This is a genomic window from Streptomyces sp. XY431 (genome assembly GCF_001279805.1).
Classification (GTDB): domain Bacteria; phylum Actinomycetota; class Actinomycetes; order Streptomycetales; family Streptomycetaceae; genus Kitasatospora; species Kitasatospora purpeofusca.
In genome coordinates, this window is record NZ_LGDO01000211.1 from 1 (window position 1) to 4269 (window position 4269).

Below are 4269 nucleotides of genomic sequence, written 5' to 3' on the forward strand. Positions count from 1 at the left end.
CGAACAGATCCGCAGCCGCGACCAACCTCCCCCGAACACCCGCCGGCCTCCCCCGCTCGTCAAAAACCTCACCAAGACTCACCTCCAGGTCGAACTTCGCCGCCGGCGCACCTGCGGCAAGCGCCCCGGGCCGCACCCCAGGCAGCTCCAACGCCGCCGAAGCCGTGTTCTGCACCGTGAGCATGACCTGGAACAGCGGATGACGGGCCAGCGACCGGGTCGGCGCCAGCTCCTCCACCAGCTTCTCGAACGGGACGTCCTGGTTCTCGAACGCGCGCAGGCTGGTCTCACGCACCCGCTCCAGCACCTCGTCGAAGGTCGGGTCACCGGACAGGTCGGTCCGGATCACCAGGGTGTTGACGAAGAACCCGACCAGGTTGTTGAGCGCCTCATCGGTGCGCCCGGCGATCGCGGAACCGATCGGGATGTCCACCCCCGCCCCCAGGCGGTTCAACGTCACCGCCAACGCCGCCTGCAGCACCATGAACGGGGTCGCCCCCCGCTCCCGGGCCAGCGCCGCCAGTCGCTGGTGCGTCTGCGCGGAGACGGCCAGCTCCACACTCTCACCTCGGTGCGAAGCCGTCGCCGGGCGCTGGCGGTCCACCGGCAGCGCCAACTCCTCCGGCACCCCCGCCAACGCCTCGCGCCAGTACGCCACCTGCCCAGACAGCACACTGCCCGGATCGTCCTCGCTCCCGAGCAACTCCCGCTGCCACAGGGCATAGTCCGCGTACTGCACCGGCAGCGCGGCCCAGTCGGGCATCCGGCCCTCCAGCCGAGCGGTGTACGCCGTGGAGATGTCCCGCGCCAGCGCACCGGTCGACCAGCCGTCACTGGCGATGTGGTGCACCAGCACCACCAGCACATGCTCCTGCGGAGCCACCGCGAACACCGTCGCCCGCAGCGGAATCTGCACGGCCAGATCGAACAGGTGGCCAGAGGCTCCAGCCACCGCCGCATCCAGTCCGCCCGGCTCGACCACCACGACCGGCACCTCGAAGCCGCACTCCTCCAGCGACAGCACCTGCTGGAACGGCCCGCCATCCGCCACCGGGAACACCGTGCGCAGCACCTCGTGCCGACCCACCACATCCCGCAGCGCCTCCGCCAGGGCCTCCCGGTCCAACTCGCCGGTCAGCCGCAGCGCCATCGGAATGTTGTAGGTCGCGCTCGGACCCTCCAACTGCCCCAGGAACCACAGTCGACGCTGCGCGAACGACAGCGGCACCCGCTCCGGACGCACCACCGGCACCAGTGCCGCACGGCCCTCGCCGGCCTCACCCATCCACGCCGCGATCGCGGCCGGCGTCGGACGCTCGAACAGCACCCGCAACGGCAACTCCACACCCAGCACCGCGCGCACCCGGCTCACCAGCCGCATCGCCAACAGCGAATGACCACCCAGCGCGAGGAATTCGTCATCGACCCCGACACGGTCAAGTCCGAGCACCTGCGCGAACGCCTGGCACAGCAGCTCCTCCCGCAGCGTCGCGGGTGCCCGGCCGGTGCCGGCCGGGCCCGTGCAGTCCGGGGCGGGCAGGGCCTTGCGGTCCACCTTGCCGTTCACCGTCAGCGGCAGCTCCTCCAGCACCACCACCGCCGACGGAACCATGTACTGCGGCAACCACTCGGCCGCGAAAGCAGCCACCACGGCGGCCAGTTCCTCGCCCGTACCGTCAACGGCCGGCACCACGTAGGCCACCAGACGCTTGTCACCCGGCACGTCCTCACGCACCACCACCGCCGCCTGCGCGACCTGCGGGTGCCCGACCACCACCGACTCGACCTCACCCGGCTCGATCCGGAAACCACGGATCTTCACCTGATCATCGGTTCGCCCCGCGAACACCAACTGCCCCTCGACCGTCCACCGCGCCCGGTCACCCGTGCGGTAGAACCGCTCGCCCGGCGCGCCGAACGGGTTCGCCACGAACCGCTCCCCGGTCAGCCCCGCACGGCCCAGGTAGCCGCGTGCCAGCCCCGCGCCCGCAACGTACAACTCGCCCGCCACACCGACCGGTACAGGCTGCAGATACTCGTCCAGCACGTACACCCGGGTGTTGACCACCGGCGTGCCGATCGCCACCACCGGCGACGTCGGATCGCACCGCCACAACGTGGCATCCACCGTCGTCTCCGTCGGGCCGTAGGAGTTGAACATCCTGCGACCCTCGGCCCAGCGCGCCATCACCTCCGACGGGCACGCCTCACCCGCCGTCACCACCACCACGTCACGGTCCACCGAACCCGCGTCCAGCGTCGCCAGCACCGCCGGCGGCAACGTCACATGGGTCACCCCCTGCTCCGCCAGGAACACCGGCAACGCCTCGCCCAGCCGCCGGTCCTGCGGAATGACCACCAAGGCGGCACCCGACAGCAGCGCCATGAACCACTCCCACCCGAAGGTGTCGAAACCCGCCGAGGCGAACTGCCCCACCCTGGAGCCGGCACCGACCCCCAACCACCGCACATGACCCGCCACCTGGTGCGCCACACCCGCGTGCGACACCAGCACACCCTTGGGGCGCCCCGTCGATCCCGACGTGTAGATCACATACGCCGGATGCGCCGCAAGCAACGGCAACCGGCGCTCGGCATCCGTCACCCCCTCACCCGACAGCCCGGCCAGCTCCGCAACCGTCGCGGCATCGTCCAGGACCACCACCGGCACCGACCCCGCCAGCACCCCGGCCGTAGCCCGGCTCGCAACAGCCAGCACCGAAGCGGCGTCCCGCACCATGTACGCGATCCGCTCCGCCGGATACTCCGGATCCACCGGCATGTACGCGCCGCCGGCCTTCGCCACCGCGAGCAACGAGACCATCAGGTCCACGCCGCGCTCCAGGCACACCGCGACCACCGACTCCGGCCCCACCCCCACACCGATCAGATGACGTGCCAGCCGGTTCGCCCGCGCATCCAGCTCCGCGTACGACACCTCGACACCGTCGGCCACCACCGCCACCGCGGCCGGAGCCAGTGCCACCCGCTCCTCGAACAACCCGGGCAACGTCGACGACGCCACCTCGAAGGCCGTGTCGTTCCACTCCTCCACCACCGAGCGACGCTCGACCTCACCCAGCACCCCCACCGCGGACAACCGCGTCTGCGGAGCCTCCTCCAGGACGGCCGTGAGGTTCGTGACGGCGGCCTGCAACAGCGCGCAGATCCGCTCCGCATCGGCCGGTGCCACCGCTTCGGCGGTCAGGCCGAAGCCGCTCCCGAGGTCGTCGACGGCCACGCTCACGGGGTAGTTGGTGGGGTCGCTCGCGCGCATCAGCCTGACGCCCGCGAGGCCGGGGCCACTGCCCTGTGCAGCGGCCTCGCTGTGCCGGTAGTTGAAGATCGAGGTGAACAGCGGGCTGCCGCCCGTCATCCCGCTCGCCTGCTGCGCCAGCGACAGCGGCGCGTGCTCGTGCACCAGCAGCTCGGCCAACTGGCCCCGGCACCCGGTCCGAACCGGCGCCCGCGTTCATCCGGCCGAACAGCACCGTTCCGAACACCACGTCCTCACGACCGCTCACCGCGGCCAGCACCCGCGCCCACGCCAGGTGGAACACCGTCGCCGGGCTCACACCCTGCCGCCGCGCCACCTCGCGCACCCGGCCGGCCACCTCGGCATCGAGGGGAACCCGGCACTGCACCGCGGCGGTGCCGTCACCGTGCACGTCCAGCGACCCGAAGGGCGCCGTCGTCTCGGTGACGTCGCCGAGCAGCTCGGCGAAGTACCGCTCGTGCTCCTCCCGCGGGACGCCCAGGCGGGCCTGGGCGACGAAGTCGCGGAACGGCAGCGGCTCCGGCAACGTGTCGGCGCGGTCGGACATGAACGCCCGAAGCTCCCCGAGCAGCACGTCCCGTGAGGTGTGGTCCTGCACCAGGTGGTGGGTTCGCAGCAGTGCCAGCCAGCGGTCACCGCCGGGCTCCGCCGCGACGTGGACCGTCATCAGGGGCGCCCGGGTCAGATCCATCCACGATCCGCCGATCGCCAGCAGCTGCTCCTCCGGGTCGGCGCCCCGCGGATCCAGCACGACCTCCTGGACCGGCAGCTCCACCCGGCGCGACACCACCTGCACCGGCTCGGCCAGGCCCTCCCACACGAACGCCGTGCGGTAGATGTCGTGCCGGTCGATCACCTCCCGCAGGGCGTCCAGGAACGCGTCCACCCGCTCCCGCGAGTCGAACCCCAGCACCGACGGCCGCATGTAGACATCCGTCTCGGACGCCTGGTCCGCCATCAGGTGGTGGAAGAGCATGCCCTCCTGGAGCGGG

At 71.5% G+C, this 4269-nt stretch carries 2 protein-coding genes; both read right to left on the bottom strand.

The genetic code is table 11. The annotated features are described in order from the left end of the window. Positions 1–3193: non-ribosomal peptide synthetase (locus tag ADK60_RS20620; protein ID WP_234371189.1), on the bottom strand; the 3193-nt coding region annotated here is incomplete at its 3' end. Beyond that, positions 3075–4269: condensation domain-containing protein (locus ADK60_RS46775; RefSeq protein WP_234371188.1), on the bottom strand; the 1195-nt coding region annotated here is incomplete at its 5' end. The genes ADK60_RS46775 and ADK60_RS20620, both read right to left, overlap by 119 nt.